Origin of the sequence: Desulfopila inferna, assembly GCF_016919005.1 — a bacterium.
GTDB classification, from domain to species: domain Bacteria; phylum Desulfobacterota; class Desulfobulbia; order Desulfobulbales; family Desulfocapsaceae; genus Desulfopila_A; species Desulfopila_A inferna.
Map to the genome: position 1 here is coordinate 376,779 of NZ_JAFFQE010000003.1, position 23,236 is coordinate 400,014.

General features: G+C 49.6%; 15 protein-coding genes. 5 read left to right on the forward strand and 10 right to left on the reverse strand.

Translation table 11 applies throughout. The features are described from left to right. Positions 1-39: 39 nt before the first annotated feature. Positions 40-1,089: an efflux RND transporter periplasmic adaptor subunit gene (locus JWG88_RS09950; RefSeq protein ID WP_205233578.1), complete on the forward strand. Its 1,050-nt coding sequence runs from the start codon at positions 40-42 to the stop codon at positions 1,087-1,089. Beyond that, the gene (locus JWG88_RS09955) at positions 1,089-4,310 is read left to right on the forward strand and encodes an efflux RND transporter permease subunit (protein ID WP_205233786.1); all 3,222 of its coding nucleotides are present in this window, start codon (positions 1,089-1,091) and stop codon (positions 4,308-4,310) included. Before JWG88_RS09950 ends, JWG88_RS09955 begins: the two co-directional genes overlap by 1 nt. Before the next feature lie 104 nt (positions 4,311-4,414). On the opposite strand, the gene JWG88_RS09960 is transcribed toward JWG88_RS09955, so the two are convergent. Both JWG88_RS09960 and JWG88_RS09965 read right to left on the reverse strand, forming a co-directional pair. Continuing rightward, entirely contained in the window at positions 4,415-6,295 is a 1,881-nt protein-coding gene (locus tag JWG88_RS09960) for a tetratricopeptide repeat protein (protein WP_205233579.1), read from the reverse strand. Between the two features lie 296 nt (positions 6,296-6,591). After that, on the reverse strand, positions 6,592-9,978 hold the full coding sequence (locus JWG88_RS09965) for a transglycosylase domain-containing protein (RefSeq protein WP_205233580.1): 3,387 nt from the start codon (positions 9,976-9,978) through the stop codon (positions 6,592-6,594). 345 nt (positions 9,979-10,323) lie between these two features. Here JWG88_RS09965 and JWG88_RS09970 point away from each other — a divergent pair, with 345 nt between their 5' ends. The 3 genes from JWG88_RS09970 (at position 10,324) to yhbY (ending at position 13,898) form a co-directional block, all read left to right on the forward strand. Next, a complete protein-coding gene (locus tag JWG88_RS09970) occupies positions 10,324-12,039 on the forward strand; it encodes a LysM peptidoglycan-binding domain-containing protein (RefSeq protein WP_205233581.1) in 1,716 nt (571 codons plus the stop codon). A 247-nt stretch (positions 12,040-12,286) separates the two neighbouring features. Then, positions 12,287-13,483 (forward strand): TraB/GumN family protein, encoded by a 1,197-nt coding sequence (locus JWG88_RS09975; RefSeq protein ID WP_205233582.1) that lies wholly within the window; start codon positions 12,287-12,289, stop codon positions 13,481-13,483. 79 nt (positions 13,484-13,562) lie between these two features. Then, positions 13,563-13,898: a ribosome assembly RNA-binding protein YhbY gene (gene yhbY, locus JWG88_RS09980; RefSeq protein WP_205233583.1), complete on the forward strand. Its 336-nt coding sequence runs from the start codon at positions 13,563-13,565 to the stop codon at positions 13,896-13,898. A gap of 78 nt (positions 13,899-13,976) precedes the next feature. Here yhbY and JWG88_RS09985 read toward each other — a convergent pair whose 3' ends face one another. The 8 genes from JWG88_RS09985 to infB form a co-directional block, all read right to left on the reverse strand. Beyond that, positions 13,977-14,765 (reverse strand): MBL fold metallo-hydrolase, encoded by a 789-nt coding sequence (locus JWG88_RS09985; RefSeq protein WP_205233584.1) that lies wholly within the window; start codon positions 14,763-14,765, stop codon positions 13,977-13,979. Between the two features lies 1 nt (position 14,766). Then, entirely contained in the window at positions 14,767-15,222 is a 456-nt protein-coding gene (dut, locus tag JWG88_RS09990; protein ID WP_205233585.1) for a dUTP diphosphatase, read from the reverse strand. A 79-nt stretch (positions 15,223-15,301) separates the two neighbouring features. Further along, positions 15,302-17,374, reverse strand: coding sequence for a polyribonucleotide nucleotidyltransferase (gene pnp / locus JWG88_RS09995; RefSeq protein WP_205233586.1), 2,073 nt, complete (start codon positions 17,372-17,374; stop codon positions 15,302-15,304). Positions 17,375-17,650: 276 nt separating this feature from the next. Beyond that, a complete protein-coding gene (gene rpsO, locus JWG88_RS10000; RefSeq protein WP_205233587.1) occupies positions 17,651-17,920 on the reverse strand; it encodes a 30S ribosomal protein S15 in 270 nt (89 codons plus the stop codon). A 319-nt stretch (positions 17,921-18,239) separates the two neighbouring features. Then, positions 18,240-18,983 (reverse strand): tRNA pseudouridine(55) synthase TruB, encoded by a 744-nt coding sequence (gene truB / locus JWG88_RS10005; protein WP_205233588.1) that lies wholly within the window; start codon positions 18,981-18,983, stop codon positions 18,240-18,242. 16 nt (positions 18,984-18,999) lie between these two features. After that, on the reverse strand, positions 19,000-19,995 hold the full coding sequence (locus tag JWG88_RS10010) for a DHH family phosphoesterase (RefSeq protein ID WP_240194371.1): 996 nt from the start codon (positions 19,993-19,995) through the stop codon (positions 19,000-19,002). After that, positions 19,992-20,396, reverse strand: a complete 405-nt coding sequence (gene rbfA / locus JWG88_RS10015; protein ID WP_205233589.1) for a 30S ribosome-binding factor RbfA — start codon at positions 20,394-20,396, stop codon at positions 19,992-19,994. The genes JWG88_RS10010 and rbfA overlap by 4 nt, the downstream gene beginning before the upstream one ends. A 15-nt stretch (positions 20,397-20,411) precedes the next feature. Then, entirely contained in the window at positions 20,412-23,222 is a 2,811-nt protein-coding gene (infB, locus tag JWG88_RS10020; protein ID WP_205233590.1) for a translation initiation factor IF-2, read from the reverse strand. Between the last annotated feature and the right edge of the window lie 14 nt (positions 23,223-23,236).

The window sequence follows — 23,236 nt, forward strand, 5'->3', positions numbered from 1 at the left end:
TACCATTGATTTTCATACTTAGATAACATGGAGCAGAAAATGGTCCGATACCCCAATAGTCATGGCACAGTCTTCTTCCTGCTGCTTTTTTTATTCCTTGCCGGCTGCAGCAGTGAGCAGGATAAGGACAGTCAATCCTTTCCCGGCGGTGCGGTCACGGTGGAAACCGTTACCGTCGTCAGTACGGAAGTGGCCGATCAAGTCGAAGTAATGGCCACCGTTCAGGCCGCCAGACAGGCAGTCATTTCCTCAAGAATCAGCGGTAATATTATCGCTCTGGAGGTTACCTCCGGCTCCCACGTAACCAAGGGTCAGACATTGCTGCAGATCAGCGCCGAGGAAATATCGGCACAGCTACAGCAGGCCCGGGCTCAGCTTGATCAAGCCTCCCGCAATCTTAGCCGGGAACGGAAACTGCTCGCACAGAACGCCGCCACGCCGGAAGCGGTGAAGCTCCTGGAAGATTCCCAGAAGATCGCCGAAGCCACCTACCGGGAGGCTCGGACCATGCTGGATTACACCACCGTGACGGCACCTTTCGATGGTCTCATTACCCAAAAATCGGTAGATATCGGCGATCTGGCAACTCCGGGAAAACCCCTGCTGCATATTGCCGATGAAAGCAACCTGCAGATAGTGGCCGATATCCCCGAAAGTCTTGTCGCAAATATCACTCTCGGCATGGAAATGGAGACGAGCGTCCCCGCAGCGCAGCTCAAGCTGAAGGGTACTGTTGTCGAAATCACTCCAATTGCAGATCCGCGCAGCAGAACGGTACCGATCAAGCTTGACATCAACGAACAACCCGCTCTTCGTTCGGGCCAGTTTGCCCGGGTGATTCTTCCGGGAAACACCGTGGAAACAATTCTGGTACCACCGCAGAGTATCGAATCGTTCGGGCAGATGGAAAAGGTTTTTCTTCTGGTGGATGGCAGAGCCAGACTGCGGCTGGTCAGAACCGGAAAACATTACGGACAGGAAGTTGAAATACTCTCGGGGCTCAGCGCCGGAGATAAACTGATAATCAGTGATGACAAGCGCTTGAGAGATTCTCAGCCCGTCAATACATTAGACCCGCAAGGTCAATGATGAAGAACGCTAATTCCCCGAAAACGGGCTTTGCCGGCATTTTTGCCGGAGCCTTCCTGCACTCCAAGCTGACCCCACTGGCCATAGTCGCCTCGCTTCTGCTTGGGGTGCTGGCTGTGATACTGCTGCCGCGTGAAGAGGAGCCGCAGATCAAGGTGCCCATGATCGATGTCCTGGTTCAAATGCCCGGCGCAACTCCAAAGGAGGTTGAAGAGCGGCTCTCCATCCCCATGGAAAAGCTGCTGTATGAACTTCCCGGAGTTGAATACATCTATTCCACCTCAATGCACGGCAAGAGCCTCATAGTGGTGAGATTTTACGTGGGTGCCGATCTCGAGGAATCCATAGTACGGCTCAATCAGAAACTGGAGACCAACTTTGACCGCATTCCGCATACGGTATCACAACCGTTGATCAAACCACATACCATAGACGATGTCCCCATCCTTGCCGTCACCCTGCACAGTAATGAATATGACTCCTTTATGCTGCGCCGGGTGGCGGCACAGCTCGATGATTCTATAAAGAGCATCCGGGATGTTGCCGAAACCACGATAATCGGAGGGACCCAACGTCAACTGCGGGTGCTTTTCGATCCATTACTCCTTAATTCCCGGAACCTGACTGCTACCGAAATCATTACCAAAATTCAGCAGGCCAACCAGCAGTCCTTTTCCGGAAGTCTCAAGACCCTGAATACTGAAATATTGCTGCAGACCGGCCGCTTTTTCGCCGATGTGGAGGATGTGGAAAGGGTGGTAGTCGGAGTATTTGGCGGAAAACCCGTATATCTCAAAGATGTTGCCGCCGTCATGGACGGTCCCGCCGATCCCGAGAATTATGTTATCCATGGCGACCGGAACACCCCAGCGAGAGAGGCAGCGGTAACCCTGTCCATTGCCAAGAGACCCGGGGCCAATGCCGTTAGTGTCGTCGACGATGTACTCAAAAAAATTGAAGGCCTCAAGGGCAGTCTGATACCTTCGGAAATAGATATCACGGTAACCAGGGATTATGGTCAGACTGCGGCTGAAAAATCGAACGAGCTGCTTCTCCATATGGGAATCGCGGTCTTCGGCGTCGCCCTTTTAATACTGTTCTTTCTCGGCTGGCGCGAATCGATCGTGGTCATGCTGGCCATCCCCTCGACCCTGGCCCTGACCCTGCTCATCTTTTACCTCTACGGCTATACTCTCAATCGAATAACGCTTTTTGCCCTCATCTTCTCCATAGGCATTCTGGTCGACGATGCCATTGTCGTAGTGGAAAATATCGTGCGCCACCGGCGTCTGCCTGCCAATAGCGATAAATCCTTTTCCACAATCGCCATCGAAGCCGTCGACGAAGTGGGCAATCCCACAATTCTCGCAACTTGGGCGGTAATAGCGGCAATTCTCCCCATGGCCTTTGTCGGCGGCTTGATGGGGCCTTATATGCGACCGATTCCCATCGGTGCCACGGCGGCGATGATCTTTTCTCTGCTCATCGCCTTTTCCATCACGCCCTGGGCGGCCGTCCATATTCTCAAAGGCAAAGCGTCCGGCAATCATGAGGGCGGTGACCACGACGTTCCCGACGATTTCTTCACCAGACTCTATCATGCGGTGATGGATCCGCTGCTTTCACATGGGTGGTGGCGTATTCTTTTCTTCGCCGTAATCATCATTCTGCTGCTGTTGAGCATGTCGATGGTCTACTTCGGTCTGGTAAAAGTCAAGATGCTGCCCTTTGACAACAAGAGTGAATTTCAAGTCATTCTCAATATGCCCGAAGGGACTACGCTCGAACAGACTTCACGGGTTGCTTTGCAGATGTCCGAGGCCGTTGCCAAGGACCCTGCGGTGGACAACTATCAGATTTACACCGGAATCGCTTCGCCCTATAACTTCAACGGCCTGGTTCGTCATTATTTCATGCGCAAGGGACCGGAGGTTGCCGATATTCAGGTCAATCTTCTGCCAAAAGATGAACGCAGCGACCAGAGCCATGATATCGCTCAGCGAATTCGTCCTGCACTGGCTCTAATAGCAGAGCAGTACGGAGCGGCCGTGGCCGTGGCCGAGGTGCCTCCCGGCCCCCCGGTACTGCAGACTCTTGTTGCCGAAATCTACGGCCCGACGGAGGAAGCCCGCATAGAACTGGCAGAAGAAGTAAAGCGGATATTTGCCGAAACCGAGGGAGTGGTCGATATAGACTGGTTCAGGGAAGAGGAAAGACACAGAAAGATCATCACCGTCGACAAGGAAAAGGCGGCTCTGAATGGGGTATCGGAAGAACTCGTTGCTAAAACCATTGACATTGCCGTCCGGGGCGCTTCCATTGCCCTGTACCACAAGGCCAGCGACAAAGAAGAGATCAACATCATTTTCGAGCTGCCAGAGTATCTTCGGGCCCGAATCGACTCTCTGCTCAATATCTCAGTACGCCCGGACATGTCGCCCGAATCTGCCCTGGTACCGCTGCGGGAACTTGTCCGGGTTAAAGAAAAAAAAGTGGCTCAGACCATCTACCGGAAAAATCTCAAACCGGTGATCTATGTTACCGGAGATGTGGCCGGCAGCGTTGAAAGCCCGGTGTATGCCATCTTCGCAATGAATAAGCGGATAAAGCAATTGGAGGCGGAGCAGTTTGGCGGCAGGGCGGGAAATGTTGCCATATATAATCTCAACCAGCCCTTTATGGAGCATGAAGTAGCACTGAAGTGGGACGGGGAGTGGCACATCACCCTGGAGGTTTTTCGCGACCTCGGCCTTGCCTTCTGCGTCGTCATGATCCTTATTTATATGCTGATGGTGGGCTGGTTCAAGGATTACATCACACCCCTTGTGGTCATGGCGGCCATTCCCTTTTCACTCATCGGGATTCTGCCTGCGCATTGGGGACTGGGCGCTTTCTTCACGGCGACTTCAATGATCGGTTTCATGGCCGGTGCCGGCATAGTGGTGCGCAACTCCATAATCCTGGTCGATTTTATCGAACTGCGCAGAGCACAGGGACAGGAGCTGGCCCATGCGGTCACCGAGGCCGGTGCAGTGCGTTTTCGTCCGATGCTGTTGACCGCTCTCGCCGTTGTTGTAGGGGCCTCGGTCATTCTTGCAGACCCGATTTTTCAGGGGCTCGCCATCTCCCTCATGTTCGGCGAAATCGCCTCACTTCTGGTAAGCAGGATGGCGGTTCCTGTTCTTTATTATATGGTAAAAAAACCCCGGGTAAACAAATAAAAAAACAGCTCCCGTAAAGGAGCTGTTTTTTTATTTTTCCCCGGGGCAACCCGGTAACTTCTGCCAAGACAATGTCCGCTGTAAATTTAGGACTTAAGCCCTTTCTATTGCTTCAGGTCTCCTTCCTGCAGACCTGTCTTTTTTCTGGGCTCGATATCAGCCGGTAGGGTAAAAGCAAAATCATCCACGTCCTTCTCCTCCTGAAATTCCATACTGCCACCATTTTCAGCCGCTTTGATGGCAGGCAGAAGGTTGGGATCCAGGGTATTCATTTCCTGTTCAACCCTGCTGATATTATCCTGGACCTTATCCAGTATGTCCACATCGGAATATTTTGTGAGTATTTCGGTAAGAAGCCGTCTCGACTCGGTGAGAAGCTTCTTTTTCATCTCGACATCCGATGTCTTGGTATAGCGAATATAGAGATCTGCGGCAGCCCTCCTGTCCGATTTGGCGGCAAGAAGGGTAATATCTTTTATTTTATCCTCGGCCTTGGCGTGATACTCCGTCTGCAGCAATGCCTGAAAAGCGGTTATGGCTTGATCATAGTCTCCCTCTTCGACCTTTACCATTCCTTCATTCCAGCGGGTCTGTAACTCCTGCATTTTCTCGATCTTGCGGGTTTCCCGCTCGACGGCTTCAGCAAGAACAAGTTCATCGGTTCGCGCCTTTATCTTCTCCTTCTGTTCAAGACTGATAATGTCTCCCGGGATCGCTTCCAGTTTTTCTATGGCATCAAGATATTTTTGTTCCGCTGCCAAATCGTCCACTTCAACAAAGAACTGCTCGAACCATTGCTGGGCTCTTTGCCGGGCCGTATCCTTGATGATATCAACATTGGAGGCCACAGCGGAATAGGGAAAGTCGGCCAGAAAATTTTCGGCATCCCAGACAATTTTAAAACCGTCCCGTTCCGGAATAAAGCCGAGAAAGTTGCGCAGCAGATTGGAGTATTTCGTGAGCTCCGGACCACCTTCTTCGCTCCTTTCCAGAATATTAAGCTGCAGTTTTGACCACTCTTCTATGCTGCCAAGATCCCGGTAGTCTCGTGAGATATTGAGGTACTGACTCTCCGCGGCAGTGTAATTGCCCGATGCGGTATAGAGATCCGCCAGTATCCGGCGTAATGAAAGCAGATCGGTCTTCTGCTCGTCCGAGACCGACATCTCATCGACTATCTGCTGATATATTTCCGCAGCCTTCTCTTCCTGATGCAAAAACATCAGGGCATTGCCATAGAAGATCTTGGTGCGCAAATGAACTCTTTCCTTCTGCTGCTCGGGGATTCGCTGCCAGGCCTGCACAACCTCTTCATATTCACGGCTGTCCGTGTATCTCTCGATTATGGTTTCCAGCTGCGGCAAATCTGCATCGGCCTCCCTGTTCTCCCAGTCGACCAGTTCATCCCCTTCGGGAGCAAGTAATTTCCCGCATATGGATTCCAGAAAAGAAATATCGCGCTTCTGCAAATCCATGACATCTTCACCGCTTATTATCAGATGAGCGCTGCTGGTATTGAGCTGCAGCATATCGGCGCGAAGCCGGTTATAGCCATTCAGAACCTTTTGCAGATCCACAAAACAGCCGACCATGGTTTCGCTATCCTCGCGGCTCATCTCCAGTGCTGCCGAGCGGGCATCTATCTCTCTCCAATGATCAAGCTTTCGACCATATTCAAATATACGGTCATTGACATACGTCATTGTCGGCAGAGGGCCCTGGATCTGGACAAAATCCTTTTCTCTCGCTGTCTCCGAAGGAAGGCGTATTTCCTGGGGTTGGGTGATTTCTTTTTGCGAGTCAAAATCTACCGGAGAGCTGCTTACTCCGGGATAGGAGCCATCTCCATCTCTGCTCTCTCTGCTCTCTCTGCCATAACTCTCCTCCTGCAGCGGTGGTGCGTATTTCGGGGGGGAGCCGCAGCCAGTAAACAGCAGAGCACAAATGACACATACTACCGGTATTTTTAAGGAAGACATTTTCATACGTTATTTAATTTTCTTCATTTTTCCGGGAGGAGATATTCGCCCCGCGTTGGTTTTACCTGTTACTGTCATATCGGTAACAAATTAAAATAGTTTAACTAATCAAACTGGTTGCACCTGCCGCACTTTTTTGCAGGGAGGTCTACAGCTCCTGGATTTTGCGGTCGGATACAGCCTGTTATCTCCGCTCTTTACCCGCATTATAATAGACATATTCCATATCATAGCAAGGAGCAGGAATAAAATCCAGGAAGTCATGCCGATCCCGAAAACAATGAAGCATATCCTGGGATTTTTTACCTGGTCAGGGTCTTTTCCACAAGAGAAGACACCCGCCAGTATGGGAGAAAATGACGTGTCGGAAGAAACCCTCCCTGGTCATCCAAAGTGCCGAATGTCAATATCGAAGGAGTATACCTGTCCTGAGAATCTATGATTCCCGCAGCACCCGGCGGAATGATCCCTCCCTTATCCGTGGAAATCGCAATATTTTTTTGTCCTATTTCAGGGCGCTTCAGCGACAATCCATAAAAAGAGAGATCGACGACATCGAGTTGGTTAGCATATCCATCGTTCTGCACAATCGCATTGACAATCTCACTCCAGATAGGCAGTGCTCCGGCAGAACCGGATATTCTGGTAGCCCCTTTCCTCATGGCCTCATTATCATCAAATCCGACATACACTCCGACGGCATAACCATCGCTCAGCGAAAGAGTGTTGTCAGCCTTGGAAAATCCGGGAAGATAACCGAAAAACGAGGCATTGGTATATCTGTTGGCCGTCCCGGTTTTTCCCAGAACCGGAATAGACAGGCCCAGGCCGTCGATTATTTCGTCCTTCTCCTGAGTCGCCGAGCCGGTGAGTTTGACATGCTTATCTGCATATCTCCCTGTGCCGAATTTTACTACATTTTCAAGCACATGTCCTATCGCTGCGGATGTTTCCGGAGCTACGAGGTCCCGGCTAATCCGCTGTGGCTGATACAGGATCTCTCCACCCGATGATTCAATTCTATCGATGATGCTGAGCAAATCTCGGCTGTCATCCTCATTGACGCCGGACAGAGTCACTTTGCCGGTCGTCAGTCCTTCATAAAGGCGCAGGGTTTCTAAGAGCGTGACTACATTCGATCCAAGCGGAAAGGACAGCACCGGGGCCAGGCCGCTGTTGACTCCGAATTCCTGAGCAAGTGCTATTAAATATCTAAGGCCGACCAGTATTCTGAAATCACTGATATGCTCGAGTGTATCCATACTGTAGGGTTGCTGTTGTCGCAAAGTTTCCATCTCACGGGAAACCTGTTGCTGTATCAATTCGAAACCCTCCACCGAAATTTCGGAATTCAGATAAACATCATTCCAGAAATTTTTTCTCTGCGTCTCACTCATAGCTGTCAGCATCCGCTCCAGACGAGCCCCGGACAAAGGAATCATTCCTCCGCTCCGGGATATATCTTCCAGGAAGATATAGCGTCCGGCAAATTCGTCATAGAATAATCGACCCTCGGCACCTTCCTCGCTCTCGTCAATGGTATCCTCCACCAACTCCGGATAGTATACGGAGGCGAATGTTCTATCGCTGCGGTGCCGTTGTCTGAAATTGTCAAACTTGCGGTGAAGATTTTCATAATCAAGATAACTTTCAGCCACTATTTCCCGGCGCAGCTCCAGCTCTTCCCTGGCACTCTGGCTCAACGATCGATTTTTGAGTTCTTTTTCAATAGACTTTTTAATATCCGCAAACCCCAGACCATAATGCATCTTCTGTAAACGTTTATGCTCAAGGTCTCTGCCTGCAAAGATAAAATCCGTTTCTATATTTTCCAGGGCACGCTGAAATGCGGCTTTACGCAGGGTGTCGAGATTTATGACAATTCCATACCTGTCGCGGATGCGGCTCCTGTAACGGGAGTAGGGTTCCTGCTCACCATCGACGACAGTCGGCGCCATATCGACATGCTCCGCCACCTCACGGAGCTGTTCACTGGTCAGCTTATCGCAAAGATGTGAGAGCAGCCAGACAGAGGCAACATTCTCCGATTTGACACCCGCCCAGCTCAGTGAAACCTCATCAAAAGGCGAATGATGATCGGGACGGGGAAAATATGGCTGGTTCTGGTACATGAAAACATCCCGGGAGTTCCGCAGATGATCTGTGCTATTCCACCCCAACTGCAGTGCCGCCGCAAAGACAAAAGGCTTGAAGGATGACCCCATCGTCCTTCTGGCATAAATGGCCCGATTATAAAAGCGATTCTCCACTCCTCCGGCCACCGCTTTGATAATGCCGTCTTTAAGAACCAGTGCCCCGCCGTTTAATTGTGGATATTTTTCCAGATCGAGCTGTATCCTGCCATCGTCACCTTCTCCGCGAACGCTGACCCAAACCGTGTCTCCCGGCTGCAGCTGCTGGAGAAAGGCGCTGTAGTCCTTTGCGCCGGCAACACTCCAGGGATTTTTCTGCCAGCGCACTCTGGCGGCCACCAGCCGTGAAAGCCCGCTCTTGTCTATCACGCCGGTTCTGGCACGATGGCCCAGATCGACAGTGACCAGCGGAGAGCCGTCATCATTTGAAACCTCCACAATTTCACCAAAGAGAAAGGCATGCTGTTTGAAAAGCTTGTCGCCCTTATAGGTAAGCTCCTGCAACTCTTTCTGCACCTGCTCGCGTTCATATCCGCGAAGACGCACATCCAGACGGGAAATATCATGGCGCAGAGAGTACAGCGTCTGTTCCTGCATTTTTTTATCGATGGTGGTGATGATACGCACGCCTGATGTGGAAATATTGGTAATTTCATGTTTTTCCAAAGCCTCGGTAATTTCAACCGAGGTCACTGCGTCCTTGACCATATCCATGGCATAATCAAGAGGAAAGCCGACCTCGCCTTTGGAAAATCCTATATCACCGAATGTGGCAACGCCCTGCTCGTATTCGCTGATCATTCCAAGCTCGAGCATTTTTGCCAGAACGTAGTTGACTCTGGTCCTTCCTCTTTCAAGCGCCTTCTTTCTATTTTCCTCCGACTTTTTGATGAAAGGATTATAGTAATTCGGCCTCTTGACGCTTCCGGCTATATAGGCACACTGCAGGAGAGTCAGCTCCTCGGGTTTTTTATCAAAGTAGTAACGCGCGGCAATACCTAATCCATGACCATTGCCGCTGACAAAGAACTGGTTGGCATAAAACTCGAAGATTTTCTCCTTGGGGTAGTGATATTCGAGACGTAAGGCAAAAAGCAGCTCTTTCAATTTCGCTTGTATGGTGCGGTTTTTTCTTTTGAAGAGGTTTTTCGCGGTCTGCTGTGTCAATGTAGATCCACCCTGTACTATCCTTCCGGACTGAATATTCATCCAGGCCGCCCGCATGATACTTAGAGGGTCAAAGCCAAAATGAGAGAAGAAACTATTGTCTTCGGAGGCCACCAGGGCATTGATGAAATTGACGGGGATTCGGTCATATGGCACATACTGTCGGTGCGCCTGGTCAAAAAACACGCCAAGGCGGGTGATGCCGTCGTTATAGAAAACAGGACTTTCTTTCCCTAATATGCTTTCGATATTCTCTGATTGAATCTCTTCGCCGGGATGGAGGACCACAAACCAGTAAAGTGCTGCTCCACCTCCAAGTACAGAAAGAAAGAGGGCTATTGCAAGAAACCGCAGTATTTTTTTTATCATTTTTGAAGGCAACTAAGTAATATCAATGAGGCACAGCAATAATAGTCTTTTTCTCTTTTTTCCATCGCGAAATCCTGCCATAAGAAACTCAAGGGAGTATTCTCAATAGCAGCCGGATTCACGGAAAATATCATCCTGAAAAATATCCGAAAGATTTTTTCTAAGGTACTAAAATGCTATTTTGCTTGCAATTCAAGGAATCATAAGGTTTAAATACACCAATTTTACTATCAAGCTGATAGAAAAGTGAGTGTACATTGTTACTCCACTTATCTCAACCTGCATGTAGTTGTTTTCTATTTTTGGTAGCTTCCGGCAACAGAATATTACTATGATTTGCAAATAATGATTATATCAAAAACCCGCTTTATTCTCCTTTCATGTCTTCTCCTCGGTCTTTCGGGCTGTGCAGCCAAAGAAACATTTCTCAGTTTTATAGATGATCCTGCAGTAAATTCGGGGGAAGATGTCATCCTGATCGATTCTGAAAATTCATCCACACCTCCCGCTGAACTGCTGCCGCTGCCGGTTGAGGATGAAAAAAGCATAACTCAGGAACTTAATGCTCTCGAACAGACAGGGTCCTGGGCGGAAAAAAAGATTCCTGCCGCAGCTGACGTCAAGGACTATGATTTTCCGATAGTTATCAACAAACAGGTCGAAATGTATATCGACCTCTTTCAGAACAAGCAGAAAAAACATTTTAAACGCTGGTTGGCCCGTTCCTCAAAATATATGCCGCTTATCCATGCAGAGCTTGAGAAAGCGGGTCTGCCGAAAGACCTCATCTATCTGGCCATGATCGAAAGTGGTTTTAATCAGCGCGCCTATTCGCGAGCCCGGGCCGTTGGCATGTGGCAGTTCATGTCAGGGACCGGCAAGGATTATAATCTCAGAATCGATCAGTATGTAGATGAACGCCGCAACGCCGAAAAGGCGACAAAGGCCGCCGTCGCCTTTCTCGGCGATCTCTACGCACAGTTTAATGACTGGCACCTGGCGGTGGCTGCCTATAATGCCGGCGCCGGTAAAATCGGATATGGCTTAAAACGTTTCAAAACCAAGGATTTTTGGGAGCTTGCCGAAAAAAAATATCTCAGTCTTGAAACCAAGCGGTATGTCCCCAAACTCATCGCTGCCATGATTATAGCCAAAAACCCGGAAAAATTTGGTTTCAACAATATCAGCTACGAAGCTCCCTTCCAGCACGACACCATTGAAGTCGGCCCGGGTCTGAGCATCAACGCCCTGGCCCTTGTCAGCGGGGGATCCGAAAAGGAACTCGGACTCCTCAACCAGGAGCTGAAAACAGGAAGAACCCCGCTTAATCAATCAAAATATCTTGCCAATGTTCCCAAAGGTACTTCCAGCCTTGCGGCGGCCAATCTCAGCAGACTGCACAGTGTCGTCAAAACAGGCTATAAAACACATATAATAGCAAAAAACGAAACTCTTACGGCTATCTGCAACAAATATAACGTCAACAAGACCACGATCCTGAAGGTCAACAATTTACGTAGCGGTACCTTACAGCGTGGGCAGCGTCTCCGTATCCCTTATAGCGTTGTTGATTATCAGCTGCTGCCGAAAGACGGCTCGGCCATTGCTCACTCAAGCGACAGTTTGATCCTGCATACTATCAAGCGTGGTGAAACCATTTCAAAAATTGCCACGAAATATTCGGTTCCTCAGCAGATGATCGTTGCCTGGAATGGGCTTAAAAGCGTCCATAAGATTCGGGAGGGGCAGCAGCTTGCTCTTTATATAATAGATGACGGCGCTGTTTTAGCCTCCTCCACCTCCGCTCAAAAAAATCCGCAGAAAACAGCGGCTGCGGATACCGACAATAACCTTATAGTCTTTGCTGATAATAAAAAGAACATTCCCGTAACGGAAACGTCCGCCCATGAAGCGTTTAGCTGGTATCAGGTTAAGGGTGGCGACACTCTCTGGAAAATTTCACGCCGCTTCAATACCTCGCCCAAAGAGATCAAACTCTGGAACAATTTGAATACCAACCTCATCCATCCGGGCAGTAAGCTGAAAGTAAAGGATGTCTAGATGAAGACAGCGCTGGCGAACTCCCGGCCACAGCCCTTTTGCTGAGACAATGAGTGGTTTTCGAGAACTGCTTTGGCAAGCAGGATTTTGTGCCGGGCTTTTGCCGATGTCAAAGATCATTTTTTTGACAGCAGGATACGTTTCGAATTCTCTTTACAACTGAACCTTTCGTTGCCATTGTAGGGCTAGACCTTACGTGCGTGGTGCAGCGCAATTATCCTCCCCTTTTTTAAAATTACTCATATTCATGCTCGAAGACACACTTGTCAGGAATCAACATTCGGATGATGTCCATATACTCCATCTTGAAGGAAAAACAGTCCTGCTCATAGGGACTGCGCATATATCACAGGAATCAGTTGACCTTGTCAGACAGGTAATCACTCTTGAAAACCCTGACACCGTCTGCCTGGAGCTCGACGATAAGCGATATAAGGTCCTGATGGAGAAGAAACGCTGGCAGGCCCTGGATCTGAAAGAGGTTATCAAAAACAAACAGCTGTCGACACTGATGATCAATATGCTGATGGCCTCCTATCAGAAGAAACTCGGAAGCCAACTGGGCGTCACCCCCGGTGCTGAACTTCTCGCCGCCGCGGAAACCGCAGACAGGCACGGGATACCCATTGCCCTGTGCGATAGGGATGTGCGCATTACTCTGCGCAGAACCTGGAAATCCACCTCATTTTTCAAGAAAGGATATCTTTTTGCGGCTCTGCTGGGAAGCCTTTTTGATCGTACCGAAGTAAGTGAGGAGAAACTGGCCGAGCTGAGACAAAAGGACGTTCTGGCCGAATTGATGGATGAAATGGGAGATACTCTGCCCGATGTCAAAAGGGTACTTATCGATGAAAGGGATATCTACCTTGCTGAAAAAATACGAACCACACCGGGTGGGAAAATAGTCGCTGTCGTTGGAGCCGGCCACATAAGTGGTATCATCAAACATCTACAAACCGACAACAGTTCGCTGATGGAGGAGATAAGCACTATTCCACCGGTATCCCGTACCTTTAAATTTGTAGGATGGGCCATACCTCTTGTTATTATCGGTTCACTTGTTACCATCGGCTTCCAAAAAGGAGCATCGGTGGCCGGCGCCAACCTGCTCTACTGGATTTTAGCAAATGGTATACCATCGGCCGCAGGAGCGGTGCTCGCCATGGCCCACCCTTTCACTACTATTGGCGCCTTTGCGGCGGCGCCGATAACCAGCCTCACTCCGGTGATCGGCGCGGGATATGTCACCGCATTTATCCAGGTTATGGTATGCCCGCCGGTTGTCAGGGAATTTGAGACGGTAGCTGAAGATATGCTGCATTTCGCCTGTTGGTGGAAAAACAAACTTCTGCGGGTATTCCTGGTCTTTATTCTTACCGGTCTTGGATCCGCCATCGGTACCTGGATAGGCGGTGTTGAAATAGTTAAAAACCTTATGAGCTGAAACACTTGTCTTCGGCTCATACCTGGCCATTGCCTTCATAGGCTAAATTTATTAAAAACGGTTACAAATTATAAATATAATGGATACTCCAGCAAAACCTCAAGATACAGCACTCACCAACCGGCAAATCAAATACCTCAGAGGTCTGGGCCACAAGCTTTCCCCCCTGGTTCTCGTCGGCAAGGAGGGCATCAGCGAAAGTCTGCTGAAAGCCGTGCAAACCGAACTTCTCAATCACGAGCTTATTAAGGTAAAGGTAGGCAGCAACTCCGAAGTTGACAAAAAGGAAGCTGCCCGGATCATACCGGAAGCCTCGCAGAGCTCACTGGTCCAGTTCATCGGCAAAACCCTGCTACTATATAAAGCCAATCCCAAAAGACCGAAGGATAAGCGGATCCACCTACCCAGCATGTAATGTGATTTTTATTTGCCTGCTTGCCCCCTAGTCCTCGGCCCAAGGCCAGGAGAAGCTGGAGTTCAGGGGGAAACAGATTTATTTATGATGGTGGGCCGATAAGGAAAGATCCATGATGGTAGTGGGACACTCCTGCCGTGCCACTACGAAGGTGCTGTTCGAATCAGCCTTTACTTTCATTGCAGCTTCATGGGCGATTCCGGGAAGGTTGTTGGTTTCACTCAGGTGGGCCAGAACGATGTATTGTAACCGCGGATTGAGAAGACGGCCCAGAAAATCGGCGGCATCGTCATTAGCCAGATGACCGTGGCTGGAGCGGACGCGCTGCTGTAAAAAAAGTGGATACGGACCTTGCCTGAGCATTTCCGGATCATGATTAAATTCGAGGATCAAACCATCACAGTTGAGTAGGCGGGCTGCCATGAGATGGGTGACTTTGCCGGTATCGGTGCAGTACCCCAGAGTGTATTGACCGTCGCTGATCACATACCCCACCGGATCATTGGTATCATGAAGAGTGCGGAAGGAGCGAATTTCGAGATCCTGAAAGACAAATTTCTCTCCTGTTTCAAACTCTTCTCTCTGATGAAGCCTCCCCATCTTCTTCTCTCCGCCGCGAAAGGTGCCTTCATTGGCGAAAACCGGAATCTTACAGCGCCTGGAGAGTATTCCCGCTCCACAGATATGATCATTATGTTCATGGGTTAATAAAATTCCGCCGACGCATTCGATGGCTTTACCGGTACTGTTCAGGCGTGAACACAATTGCTTTCCGGAAAATCCCGCATCCAGCAATATCCCCGTTTTTCCGGATTCAATATAGACGGAATTTCCTTTGCTGCCGCTGCCGAGCACCGAAAAACGCATATCACCTGCCTGTGTGGCCGAAACCGCCATCACCCCGTGTGGTCCTGGAGAGTTCCAGTGCCGTCTTCACATTTGCCCGGACAACAGGTGCCACGACTAATTGTGCAATACGATCTCCTCTGGTAATACGGAAATCCTCCGTGCCGAGATTGATAAGCGCTATCTTGATCTCTCCCCGATAATCCGCATCTATCGTTCCCGGGCTGTTGAGCACGGTAACACCATGCTTAACCGCTAGTCCGCTGCGGGGCCGTACCTGAATTTCAAAACCTGGAGGAATGGCAACTGCCAGTCCTGTTCCGATAAGAGCACGTTCGCCGGCCCTCAGGATCAGAAAGGTGTCAACCGCGGCACGGATATCCATGCCCGCGGCATGTTCTGTTTCATAGGCAGGCAGACCCAAATCGGCGGTGGCCTGTCGATCCAGACGGCAAAAGGTGATTATTTCTTCGCTCATTGATTTTTTCAATTCAAAAAAAAAGCCGGATCAATAACGATCCGGCTTTGCATTAAATAATTACCACGCGTTCAGTCGATTACAGCAGGGCTTTACGGCTCAGACGGATCCGGCCTCTATTGTCGACATCGAGAACTTTCACCTCCACAGTGTCACCCTCGTTGAGCACGTCGGTAACCTTGGCAACACGTTTGGTATCCAGTTCGGAAATGTGAACAAGGCCGTCAGTTCCCGGCAATACTTCAACAAAGGCGCCAAAATCCTTTATGCTCTTTACCACTCCGGTGTAGGTCTTGCCTATTTCAACCTCGGCTGTAATCGCCTTGATCTTCTCGATCAATGCTTCAGCTTTGCTGCCATCCGAGGTGAATATCTTCACCAGACCGCTGTCATCAACTTCTATTTTGGCATCGTATTCAGCAGACATCTCTTTGATGATTTTGCCGCCCGGGCCGATAATATCCCGAATCTTATCCGGGTTTATTTTGATAACCAGATACTTAGGAGCATATTCTGACACTTCTTCACGTGCTTTGGAGATTCCTGATTTCATTTCAGCAAGAATGTGCAGCCTTCCTCTCTTGGCTTGCTCAAGGGCATCTCCCATGATTTCACGGTCAACCCCGGCAATCTTGATATCCATCTGCAGTGAAGTTATGCCGCCTTCAGTGCCGACCACCTTGAAGTCCATGTCGCCGAGATGATCTTCATCGCCGAGGATATCGGAGAGAATAACAACCTTGTCTCCTTCCTTGATAAGTCCCATGGCAATGCCTGATACCGATTCCTTGATCGGTATTCCGGCGTCCATCATGGCCATACTGCCGCCGCATACTGTTGCCATGGAAGAAGATCCGTTTGACTCCAGCACTTCTGAAACCACCCGAATCGAATAGGGAAAATCCTCTTCACTGGGCAGAACCCCGGATAAACCGCGCATCGCCAAGGTGCCATGGCCGACATCCCTTCTTGAAGGACCTCGCATCATGCGCGCCTCGCCCACACAGAATGGCGGAAAGTTATAGTGGAGCATAAACCTTCTGTTTTCATCGCCAGTGAGGGTTTCAATGCGCTGCTGGTCTCTCTCGCTGCCGAGGGTTGCCGTCACCAGGGCCTGGGTTTCTCCGCGGGTGAAGAGCGCAGAACCGTGTGTTCGCGGGAGGTAACCGACTTCACAGGTAATATTACGAATCTGATCAAAGGAGCGCCCGTCAATCCTTCGCTCATCATCAACGATCATTTTACGCATGACCGTCTTCTTGTAAGATGACAGCAGATCACTGATTTCCCCGGCCCGATCGCCGCTTTCATCAAGCTCGGCAATCACTTTTTTCTTGAGCTCATCGGAAAGACGACCCCGTTCCATTTTATCGGCCGTGGTGACTACTTTGATCACACCCTCGGAGGAAACCTCTTTTACCTTCTCCAGAAGGGCTTCATCAATCTGCGGTGGTTCGATAATTCTTTTCTCGCGTCCATTGGTGGACCTCAAATCATCCTGCAGATCTATCAATGGCTGTATCTGCTCGTGCACAAAAAATATGGCTGATAATACTTCAGCTTCGCTGAGGCTGTCGGCCTGGCCTTCGACCATGACAACAGCATCTCGGGTACAGGCTACAACGATGTTCATGCTGGATTCAAGCAGCTCGTCCGCCGTGGGGTTGATAACGTAATCACCGTCTATATATCCAACCCGGGCACCGGCCACAGGTCCGCCGAAGGGAATGTCGGAGAGGGTCAGAGCGCATGATGCACCGACCAATGCCAGAACATCCGGGTCATTCTGGGTATCAGCGGATAGAACAGTGGCGATAACTTGCGTCTCGGATGCATAGCCCGCGGGAAACAAAGGACGCAGCGGTCTGTCTATAATTCTGCAGGTCAACACCTCATGATCACTGGGGCGACCTATCTCTCTTCTGAAATAGTTGCCCGGTATTTTGCCGACAGATGCCAGTTTTTCCTGATATTCGATGGTCAGCGGCAAGAAACCCAACTCGGGTTTATTTTCCTTGCCTGCAACCGCGGTCACCAGGACAACGGTCTCTCCTGACTGGATCACAATAGAACCAGAGGCCTGTTTGGCCAGTTTACCGGTTTCAATGGAAATGTTTTTCCCACCTATTTGTGCTTCTACTTTTTTATACATTTTAACTCCATAGTTATTGCATCAGGGAAATGCCCAGCGCCACTAATATGACTGGATTATCCACCAGCCCCGTATGCTCTTTTTTTTCCGGAAATGCGTATTTACCTACCCGGTTATACCGGATAAGCAGTGCCTTTAAAAAGCATGTTCTTACAAACAATTGTAAAATTACTTAAAGACACCAAAAACAACAGACTATTGCGGAGTCTTCCGGAATAGTCTGTTAAATAATGGCACGAACGTAAACATGAAAAGGGCAGAAGCCCTGCACAATCACTATTTACGAATACCGAGCTCCTGAATCAGGGCTCTATATTTATTTATATCTTTTTTCTTCAGATAATCAAGAAGGCTCCGCCTCTGTCCGACCAATTTCAGCAACCCTTGTCGGGAATGATGGTCCTTTTTGTGAGTTTTAAAATGATCGGTGAGGTAATGAATACGGTCCGTCAGCAGAGCAATCTGCACCTCTGAAGAGCCTGTATCCGAAGGATGCACCTTAAATTTCTCAATTATTTCACTTTTCTTTACAGCTGTCTGTGCCACAACAAATCCTCCTGAAATGTCATCCGGACAAATTCGCTGGTATCTTTTGAAAACGAATTTGATCCAATAAAAACTCCATAAGCACCTTCATAAATAATTTCCTGACCCAGCTAAACAGGATAAGAAAATATTCCCAGGGTACTCAAATACACATGCCACAACAAGCGACCTCTTAAGCTGTCCCTTGAGGGGTGATAACAGTACAACTAAATATCACAAAAAAACAAGACTTACCATGTCAATGATTCAGTCGACCCGGACCATGGCCTTAAGGCGTCTGCACCTCTGCCCCTGCCGGTGGCAACACCCTATCCATTAATTAGGATTTTTGCAATAGATTACATACATCATTTACAGATAATGCTCCAGCCAAAAAACGCTCGTAGGCATTCTCCGCCGTGAAATCCTTACCAGAAAAACTGTCCGTTACCGAGAAAGAACCGCTCCGTATGCGGCGCAGGCTGCTGAGATAGGCGCCGCAACCCAGCATCCGACCGATATCTGCGGCCAAGGTGCGAATGTACGTGCCTTTACTGCAGATTACCCTGATAGTGAGCTCCGCACCGGAGCCACTGAGTATGCCATTCTCATCGACTCTCTCTATCTGCCGGATATGTACATGGCGCGCCTCTTTCTTCACCTCTATGCCTTTGCGTGCATAATAATAAAGAGGCTTTCCTTTATGCTTCAAAGCCGAGTAAACAGGAGGTATCTGCATCTGCTCTCCGACAAAGCTTGTCAGACACCTTTCAACCACCTCTTCGGCGAGAGGTTCCACCGCAGTCGTGGCGGTAACCTGCCCCTCCGGATCCTGTGTTGTCGTCTCCACCCCAAGTGTCAGAGTAGCGAGATATTCCTTTTCCCCTTCCATCAGCGAAGAGATTATTTTTGTGGCCGGCCTTCCGGCGCAGATAACCAGGAGACCACTGGCGAAAGGATCGAGAGTTCCGGCATGCCCTACTTTTTTGATCCCCAGGAGACGCCGAACATTTTTCACCATGGTAAAGGAACTAGGGCCGGCGGGTTTATCCACCAGAAATACCGCCGCTTCAATATCTGACATAAGATTTTTATTACATTCAGGAGGATCGCTCAAACATTCGTGTCAATTCGTCGGTGACAATCTGATGCACCTGTTCAGCGGTCTTGTCGGTAAAGCTAAAGCCGGCGGCGTTTCTATGACCGCCACCGCCGAATGCCTTGGCAATCTCAGCGACATCATGCTCTCCTTTTGCCCTCAGGCTCACGGAAATGGAACCGTCTTTACCTTCCTTAACAAAAGCGGCAATCTTGACCGAGGTGATGGAGCGCGGAAAGTCGACAAACCCTTCGACATCTTCAGGCAGGGCGCCGCTTTTCTCAAACATCTTCCCGGTAACGTGAATAACAGCGAGCTGATTGTAGGCGTGCAGACTTAAAGTGCCGAGAACCATCTCCAACAGACGGATCCTCTCCAAGGTGAAATTATTATGGATATAGTCAGAGATTTCGTCTGGGCATACCCCAATATCCAGGAGATCAGCGGCAATCCGAAGAGTGCGGGAGGTAGTGGAATCGTATCGAAATGATCCGGTATCGGTGGAAATCGCCACATATAAATTATAAGCACAATTGTAGCTGATCCCGGCCTGCAAATGCAGGGCAAGTTCATACACCATTTCCCCGGTCGAGGATCTATCTGGATCAACCCAGCGATGCATCCCGAAATCCTTATGGGAACGATGATGATCAATCACCAGAAATGGTTCTATCCGAAGAAAAATATCTTTATTTTTACCTAATCTGTCGCAATCGCCGCAATCGAGCGATATGCCAATAACATTTTTATTTTCATTAACAAATGATGAGAGTTCGGTGAGAGAACTGTTCACCGTCTCGCAGTCTGGCAGGAATCGGTAAAGATATGGCACGGGCTCTTCAAGATAACAGAACACCTTTTTGCCTAGTGATTTGAGTATTCCGGCACATCCCAGCATTGATCCCACCGCATCACCGTCAGGATGAACATGGGTAAGCAGAATGACGCTTTCGGCGTCTTGAATGGAAGTGCTGATTTCCTCAGGAATCATCGTCATTTTTTTTTCTCGGCAGCTATCTCACGAAAAATCCTCTCAACCTCTTCAACCTTTTCAGCAGTTTCATCATAAAAAAACTGCAGCGCGGGGGTATATCGAAGATTGAGAGTCTTAGCCAAATGGCTGCGCATAAACCCCTTTGCTCTTTCCAGTCCCTTTCCGGCAAGCTTAATTGCCTTCCCCTTTCCTTGAACTGTATAATATATTTTGGCGTATTTCAAATCATCGGATACCAGCACCCGGGTCAGAGCAACACCTGCGAGATCGGGATCGCGCACCTTCTCGATCAGTAAGATCGATAATTCATTCCTGATTACATCCGCCACACGAGCGGGTCTTTTCTTTTCCTGCTTCCCCGCTCCCAAGGAATCCAGGATATTTTTGGGATCCCAGTCACTCATTGTTGATCATGCTCACTATTTTTCCGACAAAGTCGCTGCTACCTGCTTGATGATAAAGGCCTCCAGTGTATCGCCGACCTTGATATCATTATAATTCTCTACTCCAATACCGCACTCGAAGCCCGAGACGACCTCTTTGACATCATCCTTGAAACGTCTAAGTGAATCTATCTTTCCAGTGTAGACCACGACGCCGTCGCGGACCACCCTCACCTTGGCATTTCGTTGGAATTTGCCGTTTGTGACAAAAGAGCCGGCAATGGTTCCATGCTTGGGAACACTGAATGTTTCCCTGACCTCTGCATTTCCGATAACGTCTTCCACAAAGGTGGGATCGAGCATACCGACCATGGCCTTCCTGATGTCATCAAGAGCGTGATAAATAACATCATATGCCCTGATATCGACATTCTCTTTCTGCGCGAGTTCCTTCACCTTCACCGAAGGTCGTACATTGAATCCTATAATAATTGCTTCCGAAGCAGAAGCCAGGAGAATGTCGGATTCGGTTATGGTTCCGGTTCCTTCATGAAGCACGCGAACCCTGATTTGGTCGGTGGACAATTCTTCAGCTGCCTTGGCAAAGGCTTCAAGAGTTCCCTGAACATCAGCGCGGAGAACTACGCGGAGTTCCTTAACGTCACCTTCGCTCATTTGTTCAAAAAGTTTATCCAGAGAGATCTTGGTATGTGCACCAAGTTCACTTTCCCGGACCTTGAGTGAGCGAGAATGGCTGACACTCTTTGCCATCTTCTCATCGGTGACAACAAGGAACTCGTCACCTGCAGAGGGTACGCCGGACATTCCCTGTACCTCTACCGGAATCGAAGGACCGGCAACTTCTATCGGCCTGCCCTTATAGTCGGACATGGCACGTACTTTACCGCTGTATTGACCAACCACAAAGTAGTCTCCGGCGCGCAGGGTTCCTTCCTGTACCATTACGGTTGCAACCGCCCCGCGGCCCTTATCGAGTTTTGCCTCGACAACCCGTCCTTTTGCCTTACGGTCCGGGTCGGCTTCGAGCTCAAGGATTTCCGCCATAAGCTGGATATTGTCCAGGAGATTGTCTATGCCTATATTCTGTTTTGCCGAGGTCTCACAATATATAGTCTGCCCTCCCCATTCTTCCGGGGCCAGATTGAGATCAGCAAGTTCCCTTTTTACCCGGTCGGGATCGGCATTATCTTTATCTATCTTGTTGACCGCCACGAGAATGGGCACCTCAGCCGCCTGAGCATGGTGGATTGCCTCTCTGGTCTGGTCCATGACTCCGTCGTCTGCGGCCACCACCAGAATCACCAGGTCAGTGACCTGAGCCCCACGGGCACGCATCTCGGTAAAAGCGGCATGACCTGGCGTATCTACAAAGGTGACGTCTCCGGAGGGTGATTTGACATGATATGCACCGATATGCTGAGTGATGCCGCCAGCTTCTCCTTCTGCAACATCGGTTTTTCTGATGGCGTCGAGAATGGAGGTTTTACCATGATCAACATGTCCCATGACCGTCACAACCGGCGGACGGGGTTTCCTGACACCACCTTCCTGTTCCTGGTCTAGTATCTGGATGCCGATCTCCTCGGTAACGCCCTGTTCTACTTCATAGCCGAAATCGCTGGCAATCAGCATGGCGGTTTCAACATCCACCGGCTGGTTCATTGTTGCCATGACCCCAAGCCCCATCAATTTGCCGATAACTTCGCTCGCCTTGACCCTCATCTTGGCCGCGAGATCGCCAACGGTGATGGAGTCATATACTATTATGCGCTTCTTACTCGCTTTCATTTCCAGAAGCGGGGAAGACTGCCTGTCTTTCTTGCCTTTGCCGCCTCGCTTTCCTCTCTTGCCGGGAGAGCGCTGATATTCTCCAAAGTGGGTATATTTTACAGCCTTCTTCCCTTTCTTTAAAGCTTTGCCCTTACGGCCTGCTTCATCATCTTTCTCTACCGGGACAGCTTTCCGCCCCTTTTTCTTAACGCGGGCTTCTTCGTCTTTTCCTTCAGGACCTACAGGAATATCCGTTCTGCCGGGTGCGCCTGAAACTGGTGGTCTGGCAGGTCTTCTCTTCGGTCGGGACGGTACCGGTTTTTCTTCTTCAACAGGGATATCTATTGTGCCGACAACACGAGCAAAGTTTTTACGGGGGGCTTCTTTTTTACCCCTGGGGGCTGGTTTCTTTTTCGCAATAGCCTCCCCGGCCTTCTCTTCCATGATTTCCGAAGGTTCCTCTTGTTCCGGCTCACTACCGGTATCGGCAGTCTGTTCTATGTCTGCATCCCTGGTTTCTTCCGGCGTTGCAGAAACTTCCTGAGCGGTTTCATCCGTGGCCTGCTCCCCTGCGTGTCCGGAAACACCTTCGGCATCGAAGGCGGTTTGGCCCTCCCGCTCTTTCTCGGCGGGATGCTTTTCTTCGGCATGAGTACCTTCACCTTCAGCTATCGTGCTCTCAAGCTCTTCTCCAAGGCCTTCCGGTGTCTCGGCGGTGACGGTCGTTCCGGTTTCCCCCTCATCTCCGCTTTCTTCTTCAACGGCGGGAAAGGCTTCCTGTTCCTGCTCTTCTTCAGGGACACTTTTCGGCCTGCGGCGAATAATAGTGGACCTTCTGCGGATAACAGTCGGTCCGGCCTCACCCTTTATCCTTTTTTCGACAAGTTCAGTATCAGCGCTTTGCAAAACGGTTTTACGGATCTTGTCGGCCGTTTCTTCATCAACAGTTGAACTGTGGCCCTTGACGTCATATCCCTGATCCATGAGTTTTGAAGCCAATGCCTTGCTGCTCATTCCGGCCTCTTTCGCCAGCTCGTAAATCCTAACCCTACTCATTTTTTGCTCCCGTA

Coding starts and splice junctions, on each gene's coding strand:
- JWG88_RS09950 (WP_205233578.1), top strand. CDS start 40: ATGGTCCGATACCCCAATAGTCATGGCACAGTCTTCTTCCTGCTGCTT.
- JWG88_RS09955 (WP_205233786.1), top strand. CDS start 1,089: ATGAAGAACGCTAATTCCCCGAAAACGGGCTTTGCCGGCATTTTTGCC.
- JWG88_RS09960 (WP_205233579.1), bottom strand. CDS start 6,295: ATGAAAATGTCTTCCTTAAAAATACCGGTAGTATGTGTCATTTGTGCT.
- JWG88_RS09965 (WP_205233580.1), bottom strand. CDS start 9,978: ATGATAAAAAAAATACTGCGGTTTCTTGCAATAGCCCTCTTTCTTTCT.
- JWG88_RS09970 (WP_205233581.1), top strand. CDS start 10,324: ATGATTATATCAAAAACCCGCTTTATTCTCCTTTCATGTCTTCTCCTC.
- JWG88_RS09975 (WP_205233582.1), top strand. CDS start 12,287: ATGCTCGAAGACACACTTGTCAGGAATCAACATTCGGATGATGTCCAT.
- yhbY (WP_205233583.1), top strand. CDS start 13,563: ATGGATACTCCAGCAAAACCTCAAGATACAGCACTCACCAACCGGCAA.
- JWG88_RS09985 (WP_205233584.1), bottom strand. CDS start 14,765: ATGCGTTTTTCGGTGCTCGGCAGCGGCAGCAAAGGAAATTCCGTCTAT.
- dut (WP_205233585.1), bottom strand. CDS start 15,222: ATGAGCGAAGAAATAATCACCTTTTGCCGTCTGGATCGACAGGCCACC.
- pnp (WP_205233586.1), bottom strand. CDS start 17,374: ATGTATAAAAAAGTAGAAGCACAAATAGGTGGGAAAAACATTTCCATT.
- truB (WP_205233588.1), bottom strand. CDS start 18,983: ATGTCAGATATTGAAGCGGCGGTATTTCTGGTGGATAAACCCGCCGGC.
- JWG88_RS10010 (WP_240194371.1), bottom strand. CDS start 19,995: ATGACGATGATTCCTGAGGAAATCAGCACTTCCATTCAAGACGCCGAA.
- rbfA (WP_205233589.1), bottom strand. CDS start 20,396: ATGAGTGACTGGGATCCCAAAAATATCCTGGATTCCTTGGGAGCGGGG.
- infB (WP_205233590.1), bottom strand. CDS start 23,222: ATGAGTAGGGTTAGGATTTACGAGCTGGCGAAAGAGGCCGGAATGAGC.